Source organism: Gordonibacter pamelaeae 7-10-1-b (assembly GCF_000210055.1).
GTDB classification, from domain to species: domain Bacteria; phylum Actinomycetota; class Coriobacteriia; order Coriobacteriales; family Eggerthellaceae; genus Gordonibacter; species Gordonibacter pamelaeae.
In genome coordinates this window covers 1182504-1189015 of the sequence record NC_021021.1, presented here as the reverse complement: position 1 = coordinate 1189015, position 6512 = coordinate 1182504, and the positions used below count along the sequence as shown (strand labels likewise).

Below are 6512 nucleotides of genomic sequence, written 5' to 3'. Positions count from 1 at the left end.
CTGGATGCCCTCGGCCGCGGCCATCGCGTCCACGGCCGTGGCCGTCGCCGGCCTCGCCATCGCCAGCTACCTGGAGCCGCCCGCGCCCGAGCTGTGGGAAGAAGGGGAGGAAGCCGAGCCGAGCGAAGGCTGACCGGCATTTCCTTCCAAATACCTCGTGCGTTCGCGTTCCTTCTGGAGTATCGTGTGATGCGCCGAAGGCAGAGCGCTCTACTGCGCAAGAGCGCTCCGGCCAAGGCAGCAGACGAGCACGAGACAAGCGAGACGAAGGAAGGGGAGACCCATGCATCAGCTAGGAGACGAGCGCGTGCTGTTCGCGTTCGCGCGCGACCTCGAGCCGGCGCTCAGGGTAGCGTCGGGCGACACGGTGCGCATCCGCACGCAGGACTGCTTCGGCAACCAGGTGCAGACGCCCGAGGACGAGCTGGACGAGATCGACTGGGACGCCATCAATCCGGCCACGGGGCCTGTGTACGTGGAGGGCGCCGTGCCCGGCGGCGCGCTGAAGGTGACGATCGACGACATCGAGCTGGACGCCCAGACGGCTTCGTGCACCGGCAAGGACGAGGGCGTGTGCGGCGACCGCTTCGACGCATGGAGCACGCGCCTGTGCGCCATCGAGGACGGCGAGCTCAGGTGGAGCGACAAGCTGTCTATCCCGCTCAACCCCATGATCGGTGTTATCGGCGTTGCCCCGGAGGGCGAGCCTGTGAACTGCGGCACGCCGGGCAGCCACGGCGGCAACATGGACAACACCGCCATCACCACGGGGGCCACGCTGTACTTCCCGGTGGCCGTGGAGGGCGCGCTCTTCGGCTGCGGCGACATGCACGCGGCCATGGGCGACGGCGAGATCAGCGTCTCGGGCGCGGAAGTGGCCGGCTGGGCCACGGTCACGCTCACGGCGCTGCCGGACCTGCACCTCTCCGACCCGCTCATCGAGAACGACACGCACTTCGGCGTGATCGCCTCGGCCGAGACGCTCGATGCGGCGGCCGACCGCGCCGTGCACGAGATGGTGGACCTGCTGCACGACCGCACCGGCGTAGCCCAGGACGAGCTCGTCATGCTGCTGTCGCTTGTGGCAGACGTGCGGGTGTGCCAGATGGTCGACCCGGAGAAGACCGTGCGCTTCATGGTGCCGAAGTACGTGCTGGATGCGCTCGGCTTCGCGCTGTAGGGCAAAGACAAACCAAGGAAACAGGGGGATTTTCAATGACTGAAGAGCAGAAGGCGGTCTCGTCCGCCAACGATGCGGCCCAATCCCAAAGCGCCGCCTCCGAGGCCGCGCTGGAGGCCATGGGCTACAAGCAGGAGCTCAAGCGCGCCATGTCCGTGCCCGACATGCTGGTGTACGGGCTCATCTTCATGGTGCCCATCGCACCGTTCGGCATCTACGGCGGCGTGTTCGGCGATTCGGGCGGCATGCCCGCGCTCGTGTACCTGGTGGGCATGATAGCCATGGTGTTCACGGCGTTCTCCTACGCCACCCTCTCGCAGGCGTTTCCCGTGTCCGGCTCGGTGTACGGCTACACCAGCCGCGGTATCAACAAGCCGGTGGGCTTCGTGACCGGTTGGACCATGCTGCTGGACTACCTGCTGGTGCCCACGCTGCTGTACGTGGTGGCCGCGCAGGCCATGAGCGGCATCGTGCCCGAGGTGCCCGCGCTCATCTGGGGCATCCTGTTCGTGGCCATCAACACGTTCGTGAACATCCGCGGCATCGAGCTCACCGTCATCGTCGACCGCGTGGCCGTGGTGCTGGAGATACTGTGCCTGGGCGTGTTCGTGGTGATGGGCGCGCTGTGGATCGCCACCGACCCGCTGTCAAACGGCTTCACCATCCAGCCGTTCTACAACCCCGAGACGTTCAACCCCGGCCTGGTGATGAGCGCCGTTTCGCTGGGCGTGCTGTCGTTCCTCGGCTTCGACGGCATCGCCACGCTGTCCGAGGAGGCGAAGGACGCGAAGAAGGGCCCGTCGAAGGCCATGGTGGGGTCGCTCCTGATCGTGGGCTTCCTGTTCATGCTGCAAACCTACATCGCGGGCTGCATCAGCCCCGACGGCGCCGTGTTCGCGAACGATCCCGACAACGCGTTCTACCTGGTGGCCGAGGTTGCCGGCGGCAAGTTCCTCTACGTGCTGTGCGCGCTGGCCACGGCCATCGCCTGGGGCATCTTCAACTCGCTGGCCGCGCAGACGGCCATCAGCCGCATCCTGTTCGCCATGAGCCGCGACGGCAACCTGCCGAAGGCGTTGGCGAAGGTGCACCGGAAGTACCAGACGCCCTACGTGGCGGCCGCGTTCGTGGGCGCGCTGTCGCTCGTGCTGGTCATCGTGTTCGAGCAGCTGGGCATCGACGCCATCTCGCGTCTCGTGAACTTCGGCGCGCTCACGTCGTTCTGCGTGCTGCACGTGACGGTGGTGTGGCACTTCTTCATCAAGGAGCGCGACGGCAAGGTGTTCACACACCTCATCCTGCCGCTTCTGGGCTTCATCATCGTGGGCTACACGTGGATCAGCCTCGACCCAGCGTCCAAGACCATGGGCATCATCTGGGTCGTCGCCGGCATCGCGTACTATTTCGTGCTGCACAAGGTGATGAAGAAGAACGTCGACCTGGAAGTGTAGCGCCCCGACCGCTCGCTGGAGCATCACGCAAAAACGCCCTCGGGAACCCAATCCCGAGGGCGTCGCATGTCAGCTGCGTGGTGCGATTGCGTCCCTCTACAGCAGTCCGCACACCTTGCCGAGCAGGGGCTCGAAGCTCACGCCGCGGTCGCGGAACTCGGGCTGCTTGGCGCTCACGATCATGGCGTCGTGCACGAAGTCGCCGGCGAAGCGCACGGCCTCCTCCAGCGTGCGACCCGCCATGACGGCCGCCATCAGGCATGACGCGTACAGGTCGCCCGTGCCGTGCAGCATGTAGGGCAAATACTCGTTGTGCACCTCCACCGTCTCCATACCTAAGCCGCCCACGAAGTTGCGGATGCATGTCTCGCCCTCGCGCTGGATGCCCTTGAGCACCACGTGCTTTGCGCCCTTCGCCACCAGGGCGTCCACCAGACGGTGCGCCTCCTCGTCGGAGATGTCGGTGCCGGCCCACTCGTCGCCGATGGGCTCGCTCAGGATGATGGCGGCCTCCGTCAGGTTCGGCGTGAGGATGTCGGCCCCGCAGGCCAGCTCGGCCATCGCGTCGCACAGTTCCGGCGTGTAGGTGGGGTACACCTTGCCGTGGTCGGCCATCACCGGATCCACCACGCGCAGCGCCGCGGGGTACATCGCGTACAGGTCGCGGATGCGGTCCACCTGCTCGGGCGCGCCCAGGAAGCCGGAGTACACCGCGTCGATCTCCACGCCTATGTTCTTCCACGCCGTCAGGTAGTCCTTCAGCATGGCGGTGGTGTCGTGCATGTACCAGCCGGGGAACGCCGTGTGCGACGAGAACAGGCCGGTGGGAACGGGGCACACGTCGCAGCCGGCGGCCGAGAGCACCGGGATGGCCACGCCCAGCGAGCACTTGCCGTAGCCGCACAGGTCGTGCACGGCGGCAACGCGCGGGATGTAGTCGCCATTGCGGGTGTACAGGGTGGTTTCGCTCATGGTTCGCTCTTTCTCGAAGGGGTTGAAGCCTGGCTCGTTATCTGGCAATGGTACGGTGCGGTGGATGAGCGGTCCGAATCGTTGCCAAGTTGAAAACGGGCGCCGTGGGCGCCCGTGGGGTCCTCTGCTCAAGCCGATGCGGCGGGAGCTTCCGCTACTTGCCCTTCTCCTCGTCGTCATCGTCGTCGAAGAACGACCAGTCGTCCTCGTCGGCCTCGCGGCTCACGAAGCGCTTGCGCGTGCGCCTCTCCATGATAATGCAGGCGATTATGCTGATGACCAGCCCGATGGCGATCAGGCATCCGATGCCTTCGAACGTCTCGAACAGGAAATGGTACAGTTGACCGAAGTCCATGGCAGTCTCTTCGTCCTATCTATGCAAAGTCCGCCCGCAGGCGGCACTCCTCCGATTTAGTTTTGCGGGTAGAGTATACTATGCCCGTGCAAATTCGGGATACCTCCACGACGAGAATCCTTTATATACGTGAACGCACCAACTGAAGACTGCAAAGGTGGGCGCATGCGCGCTGGAAACCAGGCGGGACGCGGCAGGCGGCTCGCTCTCTATATCGTCGCCGCCTTGGCTGCGGTGGTCGTCTTGGGCACCTCGCTCGGGCTTATGGGCTACATCGACCAGAAGCTCAAGCAGGGAGCCGAGCAGCAGGTGGTCACGTTCACGCAGCAAGCTGCCTCCAACGTTACGGACCGCATCTTCATCGTGCAGAACGCCATCGGCGCGTTCGAGGTGCAATCGGCCGACCCGGCTGCCGTCGTGCCGGCGCTGCAGGGCCTGCGCGACCGGTTCGGCTTCGCGGAGGTCGCGTTCTCGGACAAGGACGGCCGCGGGGTCCTCTCGGACGGCACGCCGTTCTCCATGGAGGAGATGGCCCAGCCTGAAACGGCCCTCTCCCAAGGCAAGGACTCGTATTCCTCCACGTTCGAGCTGGACGACGGCCGTCGTGTGCGCCTGGCGCAACGTCCCCTCTACCTCGATGGGCAGCAGATAGGCGCGCTGTACGTGCAGATTCCCCTGTCCCTGTTCTCCATGGACGAGCAGCTGGACATGTTCGACGGCCGCGACTACTTCATGCTGTTCCAGGGAACCACAGGTGAGATACTCGTGCCTCCCATCGAGGACACGAAAACGCCGGTGAACAGCGGCATGACGGTCTACTCGTTCCTCGACCAGGCAGCGGACTACGAGCGACCTCCCGACCAGGGCGGCATGGCCGAGGTGATGGCCCTGTCGTTCGGCGAAGATGCGGAGAACCTGCCCTCGCTGGACGAGACGGTGGCGGCGGGCGAGACGGGGCTTGCCGTCGGGTACGTCGACGGCAAGGACAGCTACGTGTGCGTGGCGCCGGTGGGCGAGGGCAGCTGGTACGTGTGCAACGTCATACCCGTGGAGAACGTGCGCGCCGAGGCATCCGTCGTGCTCACCGCGTTCCAGGTGGTGTTCGCCGTGGTGGTGCTGTGCTTCGTCGCCGTCATCGCGCTCATGTTCTCCTCGTATCGCAAGCGCATACTCGAGCGCAACGTGGCCATGAAGTCGCACCTGTACAAGGCCCTGTCCGACAGCCTGGACATGGCGGTGAACCTGTACTGCCCCGTGGACGGCACCGTCACGCCCATCGTGGCGAAGGCCGTGCGCATCCTGGGCTTCACCATGCCCGAGATCATCGCAGACCCCCGTGTTGCCGACGAGCTGCAGCTGTCGGAGCAGGGCCGCACGCTGCTGGACCGCCTGCGCGAAGGCGCGGTGCAGGCCCCGCAGCAGGGCCAGTTCTCGTTCGTGCACCTGCAGACAGGCAAGGTGAGGTGGATAGCGTATTCTGCCAGCCCCTTGAGCTACGAGGACAAGCAGCGCATCCTGGTGGTGCTTCGCGACGTGACCACCGAGAAGGAGCTGCAGCTGTCCATGAAGGACGCCATGACGGCCGCCGAGGCCGCCAACCAGGCGAAATCCGAGTTTCTCTCGCGTATGAGCCACGAGATACGCACGCCTATGAACGCCATCATCGGCATGCTGCAGATAGCGAAGCTGCATACCGACAATGCCGAGAGGACCGAGGAGAGCCTGCGGAAGATCGGCGCGGCGTCCGACCATCTGCTCAACCTCATCAACGACGTGCTGGACATCTCGAAGATCGAGAGCGGGAAGATGGTGCTCACGAGCGAGCCGTTCCGCCTGTCGGTGCTTTTGGAGCGCGCGGCCGCCGTCATCGGCCCGCAATGCGAGCAGAAGGCCCAGGCCTTCGAGGTGGTCATGCCGGAGGAGGACGAGGTGTTCGTGGGCGATGCCGTGCGCCTGCGCCAGCTCCTCATCAACCTGCTGACGAACTCCGTGAAGTACACGCGGCCGGGCGGCCATGTGCGGCTGGAGGCCTCCATCGGCGCCGACTCGATCGTGGCCTACCGCTGCGTGACGTTCGTGGTGGCCGACGACGGCATCGGCATGACCGACGAGTTCCGCGAGCACCTGTTCGAGCCGTTCGTTATGGAAGGGCGGGCGAACGTGCAGGGCACGGGCCTCGGCATGCCCATCGTGAAGAACATCGTCACCATGATGGGCGGCGACATACACGTGCGCACCGCGGTCGACCAGGGCACGACGTTCACCATCACGGTGAACCTGCGGCTGGCGTTCGAGCCCGAGCGCCGCGCGCTGGCGGCGGCCGAGCGGGCGGGCGACGCATGGGAGAGCTCGCTCGATGTTTCGGGCCGGCCGCAGAAGCAGCCGCAATCGAACTTCACCGAGGTGGCTTTCGATGGCCTGTACGGAACGGCATCGCGCGTGCCGGCGCTCACGTCGATGCCGCTTCCGTCGGCCACGAAGGCGCCTCTGCTGCGGCCCGACGGCCCCGCGACGGCTCCGCTGCCCACGGCGGCGAGCCTGGCGGGCGCACGCG

Annotated in this window: 5 protein-coding genes; 3 read left to right on the top strand and 2 right to left on the bottom strand. The window is 65.7% G+C overall.

Annotated features, from left to right (window positions below):
- Nucleotides 1-283 precede the first annotated feature (283 nt).
- Both GPA_RS05515 and GPA_RS05510 read left to right on the top strand, forming a co-directional pair.
- On the top strand, nucleotides 284-1180 hold the full coding sequence (locus GPA_RS05515; RefSeq protein ID WP_015539219.1) for an acetamidase/formamidase family protein: 897 nt from the start codon (nucleotides 284-286) through the stop codon (nucleotides 1178-1180).
- Nucleotides 1181-1215: 35 nt separating this feature from the next.
- Entirely contained in the window at nucleotides 1216-2631 is a 1416-nt protein-coding gene (locus tag GPA_RS05510; RefSeq protein ID WP_015539218.1) for an APC family permease, read from the top strand.
- A 96-nt stretch (nucleotides 2632-2727) separates the two neighbouring features.
- Here the strand turns inward: GPA_RS05510 and GPA_RS05505 are convergent, their stop codons facing one another.
- Entirely contained in the window at nucleotides 2728-3603 is an 876-nt protein-coding gene (locus GPA_RS05505) for a PfkB family carbohydrate kinase (RefSeq protein ID WP_015539217.1), read from the bottom strand.
- Between the two features lie 154 nt (nucleotides 3604-3757).
- Nucleotides 3758-3958: a DUF6724 family protein gene (locus GPA_RS05500; RefSeq protein ID WP_015539216.1), complete on the bottom strand. Its 201-nt coding sequence runs from the start codon at nucleotides 3956-3958 to the stop codon at nucleotides 3758-3760.
- Between the two features lie 165 nt (nucleotides 3959-4123).
- On the opposite strand from GPA_RS05500, the gene GPA_RS05495 reads away from it, so the two are divergent.
- Nucleotides 4124-6512 (top strand): sensor histidine kinase (locus GPA_RS05495; protein WP_049784026.1); only part of this gene is annotated, 2389 nt, incomplete at its 3' end.

Coding starts and splice junctions, on each gene's coding strand:
- GPA_RS05515 (WP_015539219.1), top strand. CDS start 284: ATGCATCAGCTAGGAGACGAGCGCGTGCTGTTCGCGTTCGCGCGCGAC.
- GPA_RS05510 (WP_015539218.1), top strand. CDS start 1,216: ATGACTGAAGAGCAGAAGGCGGTCTCGTCCGCCAACGATGCGGCCCAA.
- GPA_RS05505 (WP_015539217.1), bottom strand. CDS start 3,603: ATGAGCGAAACCACCCTGTACACCCGCAATGGCGACTACATCCCGCGC.
- GPA_RS05500 (WP_015539216.1), bottom strand. CDS start 3,958: ATGGACTTCGGTCAACTGTACCATTTCCTGTTCGAGACGTTCGAAGGC.